Consider the following 17,572-nt stretch of genomic DNA (forward strand, 5'->3'; position numbering starts at 1 on the left):
ACCGGCTGGAGGCGGCGGCCTCCGTACGCCGCGTTCCTGCGCCCGACGACGGGCGGAAGGTGATCGCCGAGCCCGTCGGCAAAGCTGCCGGCCGCGATCAGCCATGGAGCCGGCCCGGCAGCGGCTCGCGGACCTGATCGGCGACTACACCCCCGATACACCCCCGAGCGGCCGATACACCCCCGAGCGGCGGCAGAGGCTCCTCGACTACTTCGCCCGCGCCTCCGAGACGTACCAGGCCGCCTTGGAGGACTTGCGGGACCTCCCCGCCGCGTGGGACCGCCGCCGCGGGCAGGCCGCGGCCGACCGGGCTCGGACGGGAGACATCGGCCGGGCGGTAGGACGTGACAGCGCCGTGGGCCGTGAGGGGTCGCGGGCGCCGCGTCCCTCAGGCCGGCGGTCCGCCCCGGCTCGGCTACTTCTTCCCAGCCGGTACGGCGGCGCCCTGCTCCGTCGCCCTGGCGCTCTCGTCGATCGCGGCGAGGGACCTGCGTACCTGATTGCGGTCGGTCGTGTACCAGAAGTCGGGCAGGGAAGCACGCAGGTAGCTGCCGTACCTGGCGGTGGCCAGGCGCGGGTCCAGGACGGCGACCACGCCCCGGTCCCCGGAGGCCCGCACCAGACGGCCCGCGCCCTGGGCCATGAGCAGGGCGGCGTGTGTGGCGGCCACCGCCATGAAGCCGTTGCCGCCGGCCTGCTCCACGGCCTTCTGCCGGGCGCTCATGAGGGGGTCGTCGGGGCGGGGGAAGGGGATGCGGTCCATGACGACCAGTTGGCAGCTGGGACCCGGCACGTCGACGCCCTGCCACAGGGACAGTGTGCCGAACAGGCAGGTACGGGGGTCCTCGGCGAAGGTCCTGATCAGCTCGCCGAGGGTCTCCTCACCCTGGAGCAGCACGGGCACGTCGAGACGTCCGCGCAGTTCCTCCGCCGCCGCCTGGGCGCCGCGCATCGAGGAGAACAGGCCGAGCGTCCGCCCGCCCGCCGCTTCGACGAGCTCGGCCAGCTCGTCGAACATGTCGGTCCGGGTCCCCTCGCGACCGGGCGGCGACAGGTGGCGCGCGACGTAGAGGATGCCCTGTTTGCGGTAGTCGAAGGGGGAGCCGACGTCGATGCCCTTCCACACCGGCAGTTCGTCCGTCTCGGGTGCGCCGGAGCCCGCGGTGCCCTCCGGGGCCAGGCCCAGCGAGGCGCCCACCCCGTTGAAGTCCCCGCCCAGTTTGAGCGTCGCCGAGGTCAGGGTGACCGACCGGTCCGTGAAGAGCTTCTCGCGCAGCAGGCCGGAGACCGACAGCGGCGCCACTCGCAGGGAGGCCCCGAAACGGTCGTGCCGCTCGCACCACAGCACGTCGTACTCGGAGGACTCGCAGATCCGCTCGGCGACCCCGTGCACCGTCTCGACGGAGGCCAGGGCCTGCTTGCGGACCGCGTCCTCGTCGGGGACCGAGCGGTCGCGGGTGTTGCCGATCGCGGTGATGACCTGCCGAGCCGCGTCCCGCAGGGCGGCGAGGGTGTGGCCGAGGTCCTCGGGCAGCTCTTCGAGGCGGCCGGGCAGGGCCAGTTCCATGACGCGCTCGAAGCCCTCGGCCGCCGTCTGGAGCAGGTCGGCGGTCTTCTCGTCGGCGAGCTTCGCGGCCCGCCGCACCGCCCGGTTGACCTGCCCGGGGCTCAGCTCCCCGGTGGCCACACCGGTGACCCGGGAGACCAGTTCGTGCGCCTCGTCGACGATCAGCACCTCGTGCGGGGGCAGTACGGGGGCCCCTTCGATCGCGTCGATCGCGAGCAGGGCGTGGTTGGTCACCACGACGTCGGCGAGCTTCGCGCGCTCCCTGGCCATCTCCGCGAAGCAGTCCGCCCCGTAGGCGCAGCGGCTCGCGCCGAGGCACTCCCGCGAGGACACCGACACCTGGGCCCAGGCCCGGTCGGAGACGCCGGGGGTCAGTCCGTCCCTGTCGCCGGTCTCCGTCTCGTCGGACCAGTCGCGCAGCCGCAGCAGGTCCTGGCCGAGTCTGCTGCTGGGCGCGGCGGCCTCGAACTGGTCGAAGAGCGCCTCCTCCTCGTCCTTCGGCATGCCCTCGTGCAACCGGTGCAGGCACAGGTAGTTGGAGCGGCCCTTGAGCATCGCGTACTCGGGGCGGCGGCGCAGGAGGGGATGCAGGGCGTCGACCGTACGGGGGAGGTCACGTTCGACGAGCTGACGCTGGAGGGCCAGGGTCGCGGTCGCCACGACGACGCGCTCCCCGTGGGCCAGCGCGGGCACTAGGTAGCCGAGGGACTTCCCGGTGCCGGTGCCGGCCTGCACCAGCAGGTGGGAGCCGTCGTCGATGGCGTCGCCGACCGCTTGGGCCATGGTCACCTGTCCGGGCCGCTCCGAGCCGCCCACGGCGGTGACGGCGGCGTGCAGGAGGTCGGGGAGTGAGGGCTTCGTCATAGCCCGACCACCCTACGACGCGGCACGGACATCGCCGGTCCTTCCCTGTCCGGGCGGCTCCGTCCCGCGCGGGTGGACGGGGCGGAGCCGGCTTGGGGCGCGGGCGCGCTCGTCGCGTCCGCCGCTGGTCAGAGCGCGTCCGCCGGTGGTCAGAGCGGTCCGCCGGTGGCCAGGGCGCGGGCGGCGATGGTGGTCAGGGCGAGTGCAGCGGATTGGGCACGGTCCCGTGCACGGCGGCGTGCGGGCGCTCGGGACGGTCGCGGTAACCGTCCAGGTGCAGTCTGTTGCGGTTGAGGCACAGCCGGTCGATGCGCGGCGTCAGCAGGTCGAACAGCTCGTAGCGCTCCTTGAGCTCGGGAAAGCGGGCCTGGTGGGCCAGGACCTCGGAGCGCACCAGCGACCAGAACACGGCGTCGTCCACGCCGAGCTGTGCGCGGAAGAGCGGCGCCAGATAACGGAACACTCCGACGAACAGGCCGGAGTGGATGAACTGGGGCAGGAAGTCCGGCGATTCGGTGAGCAGTACCCGCCGTACGTCCTCGGGCATGCCCTCGTGCTCGGGCAGCGGACGCGCGCTCAGGTTCACGTCGTCCACGAAGTCCTTCACGGCGAGCCGTACGGGGACGTCCTGTTCGTCGAAGACGACGATGGCGTTCTCGCCGTGCGGGGAGAAGACGGTCCCGTACCGGTAGAGGAAACGCAGCAGGGGAGGGAGCAGGGCGGAGAACAGGCGGCGCAGCCAGACCTCCGGGGCCAGTCCGGAGCGCCGGACCAGTTCGGCGACGAAGGCGCGGCCCGCCGGGTCGACGTGGATGAGGGAGGCGAGGGTTCTGGCCCGCTCCCCCGCGTCCAGCCGCGATCCGAGGGGTTCGCGCCAGATCGCGCCCAGCAGTTCCTTGTACTGGTAGGGGACTTCTTCGAGACCGTCGTAGAGCGGATGCTCCACGGCCACCGAGGCGACCTCGCCGAGCAGGACGACGCGGCACTCCTCGCTCAGGAACGGATCGCCGTCCCGCAGGGCGTGCACCCACGCGGTGACCGCCGGAGCGGCGACGGTGCGGCGTGTGGGCAGCCCGCGCCACACCAGGGTGTTGAGGATCGACAGAGGCAGTTTGACGGTGTGCCGCTCGGGGCGGGAGATGTTGAGGAAGGTGCGGATGGACTGCTGGGGCAGCCGGTCGTCCCCGTCGGTGGGCAGCGGCACGATGTCCTGGGCGGCGACCGAGGCGGCGAACAGGGGCAGGACCGTGCCGTCCCACTGCCAGGGGTGCACCGGCAGGTACAGGTAGGCGGAGGGCTCCAGCCCACGGGCTTCTAAAGCGGCGTCGAAGGACGCCCGTACCGGCGCGTCGAGTTCGCGGGCGTAGAGGTGCTCGGCGGTGTCGAGTCCGGGGACGCCGCGGTAGGTGGCGAGCGTGGAGCGTACGGCGATCCACGGGAGCCGGGTCTCGGTGCGGGCCTCGGGGGCCCAGCGGGCGGCGTCGGCCGCGGAGAAGCCCATGCGGCCCTTGTTGAGCACGATCCAGGGGTGACCGGTCTGGTGCCCCTCAAGGTGTGCGTAGTCGAGTTCGGCGAGGGCGGCGCCGGAGAGCCCCGTGTGTTCGAGCCGCGCGTCGGCGGCGAGGGTCGCGCTCAGTTCGCGCACGAGGTGTCCCAGGGTGGCCCCCTCAAGACCGAGCACGGCGCGGGCCCGGGTCAGGAAGCGCAACGGGTCGGTGAACGGGGCGGGAGCGGCGCCGTCCTCGACGAGCAGGAGACTGTCGGGCTCGACCTCCCAGTGGCCGTACGCGCTGCGGCGCGCCCGGAAGCGGAGGTGCGGCCGTGCGCACGCGGGAGCGGCCGGGGCCGCCCCGTCCCCGGCCGGGAGGGCCCCGTCCGCCGCGGAGCGGGGCGCACCGGCGCGCGGGGCGGACGAGCCCTCGGCGGACGGCCGTCCGCCCCGGCCGGGCGTGCCGGGCTCGGACGGCGCGCCCGGCCCCTCCAGCGCGTCGAGCGCCAAGGTGTACTCGGCGTACGGATCGGACGGGCTCCCGTGGACGGCGCCGGGGTCTACGGGCCCGTCGGTGACGGGCGAGGGGGCCGCGGGCCTGCGTACGGGGGTGAGGATCTCCTCGTACGCGAACTCGGCGATGGTCTTCGCCAGCAGCCGCCGGCCTGCCCGCTGCCAGGCCCCGGGGTTCAGCTCCGGAGGGTCGTACAGCGCCGGGGCCGGTTCGGGGAGGTGTGCCCGGGGCGGGGCGGTGTGGGGGGTGGTCTCTTGCGCGCTGTGGTTCGCGGCGGAGTGCGGCACGGGGAGGCTCCTTCGGTGAGTGCCGGTGGGGCTGCTGATCCGGTGCTGAGCGGTACGTGCGTGGCGGTGGTGCCGGGCGGTGCCGACCTGTTGCCGGCCAGGGGCGGGCCGGGGGCGGGCCGGGGGCGCGGTACGGCCGGCCGGGTCCGGGGACGGGGCGGATGCGGTGGAGCGTGAGCAGCGAACCGCCGACGCCGCCCCGCCGTCCGGAGGGTGGGCGGGCCGCGGAGGCACGGGCGGGCCGCGGCGCGCCCGTGGGAGCAAGGCGAGGGCGGGGCGACGTGGGGCATGGGCGTCCGGGAGGCAGTTCCCGCGCCGCCGGGCGCGCACGGGGCGGGGCCGCGCAGGCGGTACGGGGCGCGGCCCCTCGCTTCGCGGGGAGCCGCGACCTGGCCCGTGCGGGCCCCGACCGGCGACGCTGAGACGGCCCCGTGCCGGTTCGCCGGCTCCGTGCCGGAACCGGTCCGCGCGCGTCCGGGCCGAACCCTCCGCACGACCACCCGCCTCGTCGCGAGAGCCGGGGTCACGACGGAGAGCAGCGCTGACCGGCGTGGACCACGCCGGATCACGGCCACTCGGCGGATCACCGGACCGACGAAACGGCGGAACACCGGATACCGGGACACCGACGGCACGGTGCCGTCCTGTCGCACCCGTCACGCGTGCCCGCCTCGCCTCGCGTCCCTGTCGCCCGACAAGCGCCCCGCGCGGTACCCGGGCCGTCAGTGAGGTGGCGGGTGCGGCTGCCTGTCGCGGATCATCAAGGCCGCACGTTTGCTGGGGAGGTTCAGCTCCGCCGTGCGCCGGAATCCCGCACGGGCGAAGGCGGCGACGGAGCGCGTGTTGCGCACGTCGGGCTCGGCGACGACGCGCGTGCAGGAGGGGCGGTGTTCGAAGATCAGGTCCGCGACGGCGCGCAGCAGTACGGGGCCGAGCCCCCGCCCCCGGTGGACGGCGCCGCCCAGCAGGAGGTGCACTCCGGTGTCCTCGGGACGCGCCGCGTAATACGGGGTGAGCACGTCGAGGTCGGCGCGGTAGATCTCCCAGTAGCTCATCGGGGAGCCGTCGAGCGTGCCGACGCAGGGCACACTGCGGCCGTCGCCCTGGAGTTGCGGGCGCACATGGGCCTCGGTCACGGAGGGCGGGCCGGCCAGCTCCCAGAAGGCGGCCACCTCGGGCTCGTTCATCCAGCCGGTCACCAGCCGCAGATCGCGGGGCAGTTCGACGGGCACGAGACGCAGGAAGCCGTGCTTCGTGTCGACCCCGCCCCAGGAAGCGACCGAGTCGAGGAGGTCCGTGCCAGGGAGGAGGTCCGGGGAGGGGGCCTCGGCGGCCACGGGGACAGGGCCGGGGACGGGGGCGGTCACCGTGCCCGCGTGCGACGGCTCCTCCCGCGCCGTTCCGTCCCGCGAGGGTCTGTCCCGCGACGGGGCGCCCGCGCCGTTCCCGCAGCCCCGGCCGGTTATGTCCTCGTCGGGGCGCGGGGACGCGTGGGGCGCGGTGGAATCGGTACCTGGGGTGCGTGAGGAGGCTTCTGCTGAGGGCACGGACGTTCCTCTCGGTCGAGCGAGCGGCGGGCCGGTCGACGGGGTGTGGCCGGTGGGGCGGGGCCGGGGACGGCCTGGGGTCGGCCCCGGCCTCTTCCGTTCATCAAGGGGCGGGAAGGGGCGGGCTCGCCGGGTGCGGGCTTCCCGGGCGAAAGCCGCCCCGTGATCAGGGCGCGTGGAACGGGTTGGTGATCGAGACGTAGACGGACTGGGTGTCGACGGGGCCTACGAGTTCGTCGAGACCGTGCAGCCGGGTCATGAGGTTGGCCTTGCACCGCAGCACCGGGGTGTCCAGCAGCAGCGCGGGCAGCGGGGAGCCGAGCCGGCCCGGTCCCGTGGCCGCGTCGCTCAGGAACCCGCGGAACGCGGCGAGCAGGAGACGCTCGTCGGCCAGGCCCTGCGAGCCGAAGGCCCCGACGAGCCCCAGTACGTTGTTGATGGCCAGGTAGTACGCGAAGCGTTCGTCGGTCACCGCGTCCGGGACGAAGGTGTCGGAGGTGGCCCCGATCCCGGGCAGCCGCGCCTCCAGCCGCTCACGGTGCGAGGTACGGAAGTAGTACCCCTGGTTGTCGCGGTAGCGGCCGCCGACGGGCCAGCCGTGCCGGTCCAGCAGTACGACGGTGTTCTGCTGGTGGGCCTCCAGGGCCACGCCCGCGTGTCCGTCGAGCCAGAGGACGGGGCGCACGACCTGTTCGAGGTAGCGCAGGAACCACTCGGCCGCCACCGTGCCCCGGGGCCTGCCGGTGAGTCCGGCGAGCCGCGTCACGATCTCGGCCAGCCGCGAGCGCATGGGATGGTGCTCCGCGACCGACGGGGCGCCGGACACGGGGCGCGCGGAGACCAGCCCGGCCACGCACGCGGCGTCGCTGTCCGGGCCGAAGGGGTTGTGCCGGATCATCACGTCGAGGCCCTGCACCGGCCGGCCGTGGGTGTCGTCGACGGCGAGCCACGCTGGATCGCGCACGATGTCGAAGCCGGGGTGGGCGGCGCGCCACTGCGTCGCGAGGCCGGTCCGCAGCAGCCGGTGCACCTCGACGCCCCGGTGCAGTTCCTTGCGGAGGTTCTCGCGACGGGAGTTGGTGATCCGCAGTCCGAGCGAGAGTTTGAGCATGGCGGCGGCCTCGGGGCGGTGGACGGTACGCACCGAGGAGGTCGGCCACCAGGCGTCCCCGTAGGGGCCGAGCGGTGTGAGCAGTCCCGCGTCCATGAGCGCGACGACCTCGGGCCTGTGGGCGAGGTCGCGGGCCTGCCAGGGGTGCAGGGGCAGGGCGCCGGTGCCCGGGGGGAGGGTGAGGCCAGAGCCCGCGAACCGGGCCGTGAGCCGCTCGGCGCTCACCGTACGGCCCCGCTCGGTCCACGCCGAGTCGGTGGCGAGCAGTTCGCGGTCGACGGCGAGCCAGTGCAGCGGGAAGGCACCGCGCAACTCGGGTGAGTAGAGCCGGGTCTCCGCCTCGGACAGCCCTTCGCGGCTCTTGGGCGTCGGGTGCAGGGGGTGGCCGAGGAGGAGGGACTGTTCCGCCGCGAGGAAGGGCGCCGAGTGGTCGGCGGTGTGCCGCCTGCGGTCGGTGAGGAAGACGGCGGTCCTGCGGACCGAGTCCCGTACCCGGCCGACGAGGTCGTCGTCGCAGGGCGCGGCAGAGGTCGGGGCGTCCTGCGCCGGGGCGCCCTCGCTGGCGGCCGATACCGGGTCCCGCCCGGAGCCGGGCGCCGGAGCGGTACCGGTCGCGCCCCGCGCCGGGGCGTTCGCCGGGGACGCTCCGCCGGGCAGCGCGTCCGCCGTCCGGCCCGTGCCGCGACCGTCGAGTCCGCCCCCCGCGTCTGCGCTCTCCCGGGGACGCACCACCTCGCCCTGGGCCGTCGCGCCGGCCGCCGCCTCGCGGCTCAGCAGGGCGGCGAGCGTGACCGCGTCGAGGGGCGTGCCGCCCTGGGCGGCACGAGCGGAGGCCGCTTCCTCGCGAGACGTCGCGCCGCGCGCGAGCTCCTCGTGACGGCGCCGCCCCTCGTACTCCAGCCGCGGCAGTCCGAAGCGGTGCCAGCCCGCGGCCGACCAGTACCGCACCGGCACCACCAGAGCGCCGCCCTGGGTGCGGAGGGGGATGCGCAGCGTGCCGCGCTCCGGTGCGCGGAGACCCGTCTCGCGCACCCAGCAACGCAGCAGGTTCTCCACGGCCGCCGCCTGGGCGGCGGTCCGGGTGTCGGGGTGTTCCAGCAGGTCGGCCGCGGTGCCCCCGAGCTGCTCCCCCTCGGGCGCACCGGAGTGCTGCCGGGGTACGGCCCTGGCCTCTCCGGTGTGCGCGGAGCGCGCGCCGTGCGCCTCGCGGGGGTGGAGCCGGGACCGGCCGTCGGGTGCGGTGTCGGGGTTCACGGGCGCTTCCTTGCGAAATGGCTGATGTGGGGCGGGTGCTGCCGCGAGCGGGGGCGGCGGGAGCGGCGACTCATGCGGGCAGGTCACGGTGGACGGCGGCCAGGGCTTCGGCGAACCGGTCCAGTACGGCGGACACCTGTTCGTCGGTGATCGTGAGCGGGGGCAGCAGGCGGACCACGGCGGAGTGCCGGCCGCCCAGTTCCACGATGAGCCCGCGCCGCAGGCATTCACGGCGTACGGCGGCCGCGCGCAGGGGGGCGGCGGGCGGCGGCGCGGAGGGTTCGGGGCGCGCCCCGTCGGGATCGACCAGTTCCACGCCGAGCATCAGCCCCCGGCCCCGTACGTCGCCCACCCACGGATAGGCGACGGCCAGGGCGCGCAGGTGGCCGAGCATGCGGGCGCCCAGATCGGCGGCGCGCCGTGCCAGGCCGTGCTCGCGGACGTAGGCGAGGGTCGCGGTGCCGGCCGCCATGGCGAGCTGGTTGCCCCGGAAGGTGCCCGCGTGCGCTCCGGGCTCCCACACGTCGAGGTCCTCGTGGTAAACGATCACGGCGAGCGGGAGGCTGCCGCCGATGGCCTTGGAGAGGACCATGACGTCGGGGACCACGCCGCTGTGCTCGACGGCCCAGAAGGCGCCGGTGCGGCCGACCCCGGTCTGCACCTCGTCGGCGATCAGGGGGATGCCGTGTTCCCGGGTCAGCTCCCGCATCCTGCGCAGCCAGTTGTCGGGGGCCGGGTGCACGCCCCCCTCGCCCTGGACGGGTTCGAGGATCATGCCGGCCGGGTCGGGGATGCCGGACTTCGGGTCGGTGAGGTAGCTCTCGGTCAGCCGGGACGCGAGGGCCGCGCCGGACTCCCCGCCGATGCCGAAGGGGCACCGGTAGTCCTGCGGGTAGGGCAGCCGCGCGGCGCGGGTCTCGGTGGCGCCGCCCGAGACCTCCAGGGCCCCGGCGCTCATCCCGTGGTAGGCGCCGGTGAAGGTCAGGACGGTCTGCCTGCCGGTCGCGCGACGGACCAGTTTGAGCGCCGCCTCGACCGCGTCGGTACCGGCCGGTCCGCAGAACTGGACCCGGGCCCGGGAGGCGAGATCGCCCGGCAGGGAGCGGAACAGCTCGGTGACGAAGGCGTCCTTGACGGGGGTGGCCAGGTCCAGGACGTGCAGGGGCGCTTCGGAGTCCAGCACGGTGCGGATGGCGTCGAGGACCACCGGATGGTTGTGCCCGAGGGCGAGCGTGCCGGCGCCGGAGAGACAGTCCAGGTAGCGCCGCCCGTCGGCCCCCTCGATCGTCAGGCCCCGCGCGCGTACGGGGACGATGGGCAGCGAGCGGGCGTAGGTCCTGGCCGCCGACTCGCGCGCCGACTGGCGGCGCAGCACCCCTTCGTGGGTGGTGGTCGGTGCGACGGGAGCGGACTCGGTCACGGCCAAGGCGGTTGGTCCTCCGGCGGTACGAGGGCAGGGTGACGGGGGCCTGCCCCGGACATGCCGATGGCCCCCGTACGTACCAACGACGCGGACGGCCGCGGATAACGGGTGACCCGAAGATCCTTGCCGTGACCGAACTGTTGCCGTTCCGGGGTTCGTCGTGGAAGACGCGGCAATAGTGTGGGTGGCCGTCACGGCCGCCCCACCCGAGCCGTGCCGGCCGGCCCGACCGGCCTCCCACCTGGGCGGGGCGGCACGCTCCACGAGGTATCAGGGGGAACAGCCATGCGACCATTCCGTCCGCGAAACGGCGTCAGGTCCACCGGCACGGGACGCGTCGGGCGGCGGCCCCGTGCCGCGGCGGCGGTCGCCGTGTGCGGCGTCCTCGCCCTGACCGCGACGGCCTGCGGGCCCGGCGACGACGGCGACGACGCGGGCGGCGGCTCCTCCCCGGTGGCCTCGTCCTCGGCGGACGGCGGGAAGATACATCTGCCCGACGGTCTCAAGGAGCGCCTGCGGGAACACGGCGTCGACCTCGACAAGTGGAAAGGCGGCGCCTGGAAGAACTGGGACAAGGACGAGTGGCTGCGCAAGGCCGAGGACTTCGTCAATCCCGTCATCGACGGGCTCTGGGACCCGGACCGCATGCGCGAGGCGGAGGACCCCGACAAGCCGGTGGACGGCGGCGACCTCCAGGGCGATCGGGGGGTGACCGACCCGGTGCCCGCACCGGTGCCCGCGAAGGCCGTGGCCGCGCCTTACCACGACGCGGTCCCGCAGGCGGGCAAGGTCGTGTTCGACTCCCCCGAGGGCTCGATGGTCTGCTCGGCCACGGTCGTCGAGGACCCCGCGCACCCGGGCAAGTCCAATCTGGTGTGGACGGCCGGGCACTGTGTGCACGCCGGTAAGAACGGCGGCTGGTACCGCAACATCGCCTTCGTGCCGGCCTACAACAACCAGGGTCTGAGCACGGCGGAGTTGCGGGGCGCGAGCAAGGAACAGGTCGCCCCGTACGGCGTGTGGTGGAGCGACTGGGCACAGACCTCGCAGCAGTGGATCGCCGGGGGCGGCCCCACGGGCGGCCAGGGCGCCCCGTACGACTTCGCGGTGCTGCACGTGGCCCCCGAGGACGGCGGCGGCGCATCGCTGGAGGAGACGGTGGGCGGCGCGCTGCCGGTGGACTTCGCGGCCCCGGCCGTGCCGGAGATCCCGGCGCTGACGGCCACCGGCTATCCGGCGGCCCCGCCCTTCGACGGGCAGAAGCTCTACCAGTGCGGGGCGAGGCCGGGCCGGCTGTCGCTCGCCGGGTCGACTCCCACGATGTACCGCCTCGGGTGCACGATGACCGGCGGGGCCTCCGGGGGCGGCTGGGTCGCCCAGGGTTCCGACGGGAAGCCGGCGCTGGTGTCCAACACCTCGATCGGCCCGGTGACGGGCGGCTGGCTGGCGGGGCCGCGCCTCGGCAAGGAGGCGGAGGCCGTCTACCGCGCGGTGAGCGCCAAGGCGGACAGCTCTTCCTGACTCCTGAGAGGGAACCGGGGCGGGGTCCCGCCCCGGCGGGAACGACTGCGGGCCCGTGTCCCAGAAGGGGACACGGGCCCGCGGGCTGTGCCTGTCAGGCGGCCGGGGCCGCCGGGCCGCCTATCGGACGGCCGGGACGAACCGGGCCAGTTCGGCGGCGAGTTCCTCGTGCACCCGGGCCTTGAGCAGGGTGCCCTCCGGCTTGTGCTCCTCGGAGAGGACCTCGCCCTCGGCGTGGGCGCGGGCGATGAACCTGCCCTCGGTGTAGGGCACGAGGACCTCGACGTCCACGGAGGGACGCGGCAGTTCCTCGTCGATCAGTTCCAGCAGCTCCTCGATGCCCTGGCCGGTCCGCGCGGAGACGGCCAGCGCGTGCTTCTCGGTGCGCAGCAGCCGCTGGAGGACCAGCGGGTCGGCGGCGTCCGCCTTGTTGATCACGACGATCTCCGGTACGCCGGTGGCACCGACGTCCCTGATCACCTCGCGCACGGCGGCGAGCTGCTCCTCCGGGGCGGGGTGCGAGCCGTCCACGACGTGCAGGATGAGGTCGGAGTCCCCGACCTCCTCCATCGTGGACCGGAACGCCTCGACCAGATGGTGGGGCAGGTGCCGGACGAAGCCGACGGTGTCCGCGAGCGTGTAGAGCCGGCCGCTCGGGGTCTGCGCGCGGCGCACCGTGGGGTCGAGGGTGGCGAACAGGGCGTTCTCCACCAGGACTCCGGCGCCGGTCAGACGGTTGAGCAGCGAGGACTTTCCCGCGTTGGTGTAGCCGGCGATGGCGACCGAGGGCACCTTGTTGCGGCGGCGCTCCTGACGCTTGATCTCGCGGCCGGTCTTCATGTCCGCGATCTCCCGGCGCATCTTCGCCATCTTCTCGCGGATACGGCGCCGGTCGGTCTCGATCTTGGTCTCACCGGGACCACGGGTGGCCATGCCGCCACCGGAGGAACCGGAGCCACCGCCACCCATCTGCCGGGACAGCGACTGGCCCCAGCCGCGCAGCCTCGGCAGCATGTACTGCATCTGCGCGAGGGAGACCTGGGCCTTGCCCTCCCGCGACTTCGCGTGCTGGGCGAAGATGTCGAGGATCAGCGCCGTACGGTCGACGACCTTGACCTTGACGACGTCTTCGAGGTGGATGAGCTGGCCGGGGCTCAGCTCACCGTCGCACACGACCGTGTCGGCGCCGCTCTCCAGCACGATGTCACGCAGTTCGACGGCCTTGCCCGAACCGATGTACGTGGCCGGGTCCGGTTTGTCCCTGCGCTGGACGACGCCGTCGAGGACGAGGGCTCCCGCCGTCTCCGCGAGGGCGGCCAGCTCCGCGAGGGAGTTCTCCGCGTCGTGCACGGTGCCGGAGGTCCAGACGCCGACGAGGACGACCCGCTCCAGCCGCAGCTGGCGGTACTCGACCTCGGTGACGTCCTCCAGCTCGGTGGACAGGCCCGCGACCCGGCGCAGCGCGGCACGCTCCGAGCGGTCGAGTTGTTCGCCGTCACGCGCTCCGTCGGCCGCGTGGCTCCAGGCGACGTCCTCTTCCATCAGGGCATCGGCCTTGAGGCCGTCCGCGTGCAACGGGGAGGAGTCCCGCGTGTTCTTGGGGTCCGAAGCGGCGTTCGCCGTGCTCGGCGCGTCCTGGGAAAAGGAAGAGGAGTGGGTCATTTGGTCCTTACGTAGAGGATCGGACGGTGACGGTCTCGTACCGTCATCTGTGGCAACGCTCCCGCCCTCCCGAAGATTCCCCCCGGGCCCGGCGGTCCCGGCGGACCGGGCGGGCGCTGCCGACCACAGGATGGTGCCACGGGGCCTCGCGCGGCGTCATCCGAGTTACGCCGACGCGTGTCGCGGCCCTGCCGCCCCGGGGCGCCGCGCGGTCACTTCGCGGTGTCGTGGGCGGGGTGCGGCCCCGGACGGGTAGCGGCCTTGGGCTTCTCGGACGTCTGCTTCCAGTCGGGGTGGCCGGGCATCGGCGGGGTCTTCGAGCCGTAAAGCCACGGGGTGAGGAGGCCGTCGAGGTCGCGTCCGGCGGTTCGGGAGGCGAGACGGACGAAGTCGGCGGTGCTCGCGGTGGAGTCACGGTGCTCACGCACCCAGGCACGCTCCAGCTCCTCGAAGGCCGGGGCCCCGATCTCCTGGCGCAGGGCGTACAGCACGAGGGCGCTGCCGTCGTAGACGACGGGGCGGAAGATGCTGATCTTCCCGCTGCCGGGTTCCTTCGGCGCGGCCGGGGCGCCGCCGGACGCGCGCCAGGCGTCGGACCGGCCGTACGCCGCCCGCATGCGCTTCTCCAGGGACGTGCCGCCCTTCTCGGCGGCGTACAGGGCCTCGTACCAGCTCGCGTGCCCCTCGTTGAGCCAGAGGTCGGACCACGTCCGGGGGCTGACGCTGTCGCCGAACCACTGGTGCGACAGCTCGTGCACCATCACCGAGTCGACGTACCCCTTGGGGTAGCCCTTCTCCGTGAACATGCGGCGTTCGAACAGGGACAGGGTCTGGGTCTCCAGCTCGAAGCCGGTCGTGGCCCCGGCGGCGAGGACGCCGTAGGTCTCGAAGGGGTACCGGCCGACCCTCCGCTCCATCCAGGCGATCTGCCCGGGGGTCTTCGCGAGCCACGGTTCGAGGGCGGTGCGGTCCGCCTCGGGGATCACGTCGCGTACCGGCACGCCGTGCGGGCCACCGCGGCGCAGTACGGCGGAGCGGCCGATGGAGACCTGGGCGAGCTCCGTCGCCATCGGATGCGCCGTGCGGTACGACCAAGTCGTGGCACCGTCCGCGGCGGGCGTGCGCCCCGTGGGCAGGCCGTTGGCCACGGCCGTGAGGCCCTTGGGCACCGTCACGTGGAAGGTGAAGCGGGCCTTGTCCGAGGGGTGGTCGCTGCCCGGGAAGACGCGGTGGGCCGCGTCGGCCTGGTTGGCCATGGCCAGCCCGTCCTCGGTGCGCACCCAGCCGCCCTCCCCCAGGCTCTCGGCCGGGGTCCTCGGGTCGCTCGTGTGCCGGACGGTGATCCGCAGCGGCTCCCCCTCCTCCACGGGCCGGTCCGGGGTGAGGACGAGGTCCTGACCCACCGCGACGTGCCCCGCGGGCGCCCCGTTGACGGTGACGGAACGGACCGTGCCGTGGGCGAAGTCGAGGTTGACCCGGTCCAGCGCCGCGGTGGCGCGCGCGTCGATCGTCGTCACGGCGTCGAGCGGCTTCCGGTTGTCACCGGAGTACGTGAACGCGAGGTCGTAGGCGGTGACGTCGAAGCCGGGATTTCCGAGACCCGGGAAGAGGCGGTCCCCGATGCCCCGTGCTTCGGGGGCCGGAGCGGCGCCGACCAGGAGACTCAGGCACACGGCGGCGAGCGCCCCAGCACGCAGCCGCCGGACGGTGCGGGAGGGCGTACGCCGAGGGACGGCGATCGGGCCGGCCGCCGCGGAACCCGTGGACGGGGCGCAGGCGCCGTTCGCGGCACGGGGCGACGGGGCGGCCGGGGCGGCGTTCGCGGAAGGCGCCGACGGGGCGGTCTGGGAGCGGGGCGAGAGCTGCATGACTCACGGTTACCAGGGCGTGACCGGGCCACGTGGCGGACCGCCGCCAGTCCACCCGAACGTGTCTGGTCGACCGGGTTTCGCGAGCCGTCCGCACAGAAGCGTCACCGTGCCCGAGGGGACGCTCCCCGCGCGCCGTGTCAGGGCGCGGCGGGGCTCGCGTGCCGGCCGGTCTCCGTCACGTCGTAGACGCCGGGCACCGACCGCATCGCGCGTACGAGCGCGGGCAGCCTCGCGAGGTCGGGGAGCTCCAGGGTGTAGGTGTGGCACACCCCGTGCTCGCTGGGCGGTTCGACGGTGGCGGCGACGACGGCGACGCCCTGCCTGGCGATGGCCTCGGTGAGGTCGGCGAGCAGGTGGGGGCGGCCGAAGGACTCGGCGTGCAGCGTGACCCGGTGGTCCCCCGAGTCGCCCCAGCGCGCGCCGACCCTGCGGCGCCCCGTCGCGGCCATGCCGTCCGCGCGCGAACAGCCGGCGCGGTGGACTGTGACGGCGCCGCCCCGCACGGCGAAGCCGGTGATCTCGTCGGGCGGCGCGGGGAGACAGCAACCGGCCAGCCGCACCGTCGCCCCCGCCTCGTCGACCGTGACCGCGGCGACGGGGCGGGCGGCCGGGGCGGGGAGCGCGGGCGAGCCGGCCGCGCCGGTACGGTGCGTGGCGGCCGGGTCGGCGCGGTCACCGCCGGACCCGGTGTCCTTGCCGTCCTCGGGGTGGGCGGCGAGCCAGCGGCGGATGGCGATGCGCGCCGCGGGCGTACGGGCGTGTTCGAGCCAGTCCGGCGACGGCCCGGCCCCCGGGTCCTGGCCCATGAGCAGCTGCACCGTGTCGCCGTCCTCCAGGACGGTGCCGAGGGTGGCGAGGCGGCCGTTGACGGCCGCGCCCATACAGGAGTGGGCGTCCTCCCCGTACTGCGCGTACGCGGCGTCCACGCAGGTGGCTCCGCCCGGCAGGCCCAGGGCCCCGCCGTCCGGCCGGAAGACGGTGATCTCCCGGTCCTGCGCGAGGTCGGCCCGCAGCGTGGACCAGAAGATGTCGGAGTCGGGGGCGGACCGCTGCCATTCGAGGAACCGCGAGAGCCAGCCCGGACGGGTCGGATCGCTGCGCTCGCCCTCGGACCGCTCCCCGGCGGGCTCGGCCGCGGTGGGAGCCGCGGGGGCGTACGGGTTGCCCAGGGCGACGACGCCGGCCTCGGCGACCTTGTGCATCCGGTGGGTCCGGATGAGGACTTCGGCGATCTCCCCGTCGGCCGTGGCGAGCGCGGTGTGCAGCGACTGGTACAGGTTGAACTTGGGGACCGCGATGAAGTCCTTGAACTCCGCGACGACCGGGGTCAGGCAGGTGTGCAGTTCCCCCAGGACGCCGTAGCAGTCGGCGTCCTCCGCGACGAGGACGAGCAGCCGCCCGAAGTCGGTGCCGTGGAGCTGCCCGCGTTTCCTGCGCACCCGGTGGACGGAGACGAAGTGCCGTGGCCTGATGTGCACCTCGGCGGCGATACCGGACTCGCGCAGCACCTCGCGCACCCGGTCGGCCACGGCGGCGAGCGGGTCGGGGACCGCGAAGTGATCGATGATGAGCTGCCGGGTCTCGGCGTACTGCTCGGGATGCAGGATGGCGAAGACGCGGTCCTCCAACTCCGTCTTGAGCGCCTGCACGCCGAGGCGTTCCGCGAGGGGGATGAGGACGTCGCGGGTGACCTTCGCGATGCGTACCTGCTTCTCGGGGCGCATGACGCCGAGCGTGCGGACGTTGTGCAGCCGGTCGGCGAGTTTGATCGACATGACGCGGACGTCGTTGCCGGTGGCGACGAGCATCTTGCGGAAGGTCTCGGGTTCCGCGGCCGCCCCGTACTCGACCTTCTCCAGCTTCGTCACCCCGTCGACGAGGTAGCTCACCTCCTCGCCGAACTCGCGCCGTACCTGATCGAGGGTGACGTCGGTGTCCTCGACGGTGTCGTGCAGCAGTGAGGCGGTCAGCGTGGTGGTCTCGGCGCCGAGTTCGGCGAGGATCAGGGTCACCGCGAGGGGGTGCGTGATGAAGGGCTCGCCGCTCTTGCGCGTCTGGCCCCGGTGGGAGGACTCGGCGAGTACGTAGGCGCGGCGCAGGATCTCCAGGTCCGCCTCGGGATGGTGGGCGCGATGCGCCTCCACGACGTGGCTGATGGCGTCCGGGAGGCGGTCGCGGCTCGTCGAGCCGAGCAGTGCGGCCCGGCCGAGGCGTCGCAGGTCGATGCGGTGCCGTGGGCGCTTGCGGGCGGGCGCGGCGGGCCGGGGCTCCGCCACGGCCCGGACTTGGGGGGGGCTCCCCGGTGTCACAGGGTTCATTGCCTCCGCACTCATGGCACCTCCGGCTGCGTCGACCGGTCGACGGGGCACCCCAGGCCGCTGAAGCGCTGAGGGGGAGAGCGGGCTCCCCGTCCGGGCCGGTGCTTGATGCTACCGAGCCCACCACGCCGCGTCGGCCCGCTC

The 17,572-nt window shown here is 74.1% G+C and carries 9 protein-coding genes; 1 reads left to right on the forward strand and 8 read right to left on the reverse strand.

Annotated elements, in window-relative coordinates; genetic code table 11:
- Positions 1-415: 415 nt before the first annotated feature.
- The 5 genes from ACFYMP_RS02890 to ACFYMP_RS02910 all read right to left on the reverse strand — a co-directional run bounded on the left by ACFYMP_RS02890 (position 416) and on the right by ACFYMP_RS02910 (position 10,059).
- Positions 416-2,431 carry an ATP-dependent DNA helicase gene (locus ACFYMP_RS02890; RefSeq protein ID WP_388849366.1) on the reverse strand — a complete coding sequence of 672 codons (2,016 nt, stop codon included), beginning with the start codon at positions 2,429-2,431 and terminating at the stop codon, positions 416-418.
- Between the two features lie 193 nt (positions 2,432-2,624).
- Complete coding sequence (locus tag ACFYMP_RS02895) at positions 2,625-4,721, reverse strand: IucA/IucC family protein (protein ID WP_388849369.1); 2,097 nt, start codon at positions 4,719-4,721, stop codon at positions 2,625-2,627.
- A 722-nt stretch (positions 4,722-5,443) separates the two neighbouring features.
- On the reverse strand, positions 5,444-6,187 hold the full coding sequence (locus ACFYMP_RS02900; protein WP_388849606.1) for a GNAT family N-acetyltransferase: 744 nt from the start codon (positions 6,185-6,187) through the stop codon (positions 5,444-5,446).
- Positions 6,188-6,434: 247 nt separating this feature from the next.
- Positions 6,435-8,633: an IucA/IucC family protein gene (locus ACFYMP_RS02905; RefSeq protein WP_388849372.1), complete on the reverse strand. Its 2,199-nt coding sequence runs from the start codon at positions 8,631-8,633 to the stop codon at positions 6,435-6,437.
- A gap of 70 nt (positions 8,634-8,703) precedes the next feature.
- Entirely contained in the window at positions 8,704-10,059 is a 1,356-nt protein-coding gene (locus tag ACFYMP_RS02910; RefSeq protein WP_388849375.1) for a diaminobutyrate--2-oxoglutarate transaminase family protein, read from the reverse strand.
- Positions 10,060-10,341: 282 nt separating this feature from the next.
- Here ACFYMP_RS02910 and ACFYMP_RS02915 point away from each other — a divergent pair, with 282 nt between their 5' ends.
- Complete coding sequence (locus ACFYMP_RS02915) at positions 10,342-11,577, forward strand: trypsin-like serine peptidase (RefSeq protein ID WP_388849378.1); 1,236 nt, start codon at positions 10,342-10,344, stop codon at positions 11,575-11,577.
- 120 nt (positions 11,578-11,697) lie between these two features.
- Here the strand turns inward: ACFYMP_RS02915 and hflX are convergent, their stop codons facing one another.
- From hflX to ACFYMP_RS02930, 3 genes are all read right to left on the reverse strand, one after another.
- The gene (hflX, locus tag ACFYMP_RS02920) at positions 11,698-13,239 is read right to left on the reverse strand and encodes a GTPase HflX (RefSeq protein ID WP_388849381.1); all 1,542 of its coding nucleotides are present in this window, start codon (positions 13,237-13,239) and stop codon (positions 11,698-11,700) included.
- A 212-nt stretch (positions 13,240-13,451) separates the two neighbouring features.
- Positions 13,452-15,107 carry a M1 family metallopeptidase gene (locus ACFYMP_RS02925; protein WP_388849384.1) on the reverse strand — a complete coding sequence of 552 codons (1,656 nt, stop codon included), beginning with the start codon at positions 15,105-15,107 and terminating at the stop codon, positions 13,452-13,454.
- Between the two features lie 140 nt (positions 15,108-15,247).
- Positions 15,248-17,443, reverse strand: coding sequence for a RelA/SpoT family protein (locus tag ACFYMP_RS02930; RefSeq protein WP_388849388.1), 2,196 nt, complete (start codon positions 17,441-17,443; stop codon positions 15,248-15,250).
- Between the last annotated feature and the right edge of the window lie 129 nt (positions 17,444-17,572).

The sequence above is a fragment of the Streptomyces sp. NPDC007088 genome (assembly GCF_042869355.1).
In the GTDB taxonomy this organism is placed as follows: Bacteria; Actinomycetota; Actinomycetes; order Streptomycetales; family Streptomycetaceae; genus Streptomyces.